The sequence below is a fragment of the Neisseria sp. P0007.S010 genome (genome assembly GCF_051962875.1).
Lineage (GTDB): Bacteria > Pseudomonadota > Gammaproteobacteria > Burkholderiales > Neisseriaceae > Neisseria > Neisseria subflava_A.
The window spans coordinates 1-571 of the sequence record NZ_JBQCUX010000033.1 but is presented as its reverse complement, the minus strand read 5'-3'; the positions used below and the strand labels follow the sequence as shown (position 1 = coordinate 571).

At 59.4% G+C, this 571-nt stretch carries 1 protein-coding gene; it reads right to left on the bottom strand.

Annotation, left to right across the window (positions count from 1 at the left end):
• Positions 1-571: hypothetical protein (locus tag ACTHR7_RS10775; RefSeq protein ID WP_440370804.1), on the bottom strand; the 571-nt coding region annotated here is incomplete at both ends.

Sequence of the window (571 nt, the reverse complement as noted above, 5' to 3'; positions counted from 1 at the left end):
CCGGTAATCAGGGTTTCGGCGGCGCTAAGCGCACGGCTTTTGCTGCCGCCTACGCCCCAGCTTCGGGCTTCTTGGTAGGCTTGGGCGTAGGCGGGGGAATGGGCCAGCATCTCCTGCTGCCGTTGTGCGTCGCTTAGGCTGAGGTAGTGTTCGTAGCTGCCGTCGTTTTGTTCTTTCAGACGGCCTTCGTAAGTGGCCTGTTGTTTTTCCAGCTCTTGGGTCGCGGCTTTGGCACGGTTGCCCCTATAGGTGCCGACGGCACTGTGGATGGCGGCAGTCGATTGGGCAATGGTTTGCTGTTTGTCGAGTAGGTTTTGCAGATCGGGAACGCTGTCGGCACCGTGATGGGCAGTGGTCGAATCGGTATGGATGCCGAGAGCGCGGGCACTGGTTTTTTTGCCGCCGATGGTGATGTTGCCTTCACTGAGTACCGAGCGGGTATAGCCTTGGCTGTCGCCGCTTTCATGCTGGGGCAGGGTGGGGCTGTAGTTGAAGCCTTTGTTCATGTTCTGGCCGGCGGTTTGGGACGCACGGCCGAAGGCGCTTTGATTGAAGCCGTCGCTTCCTTTCA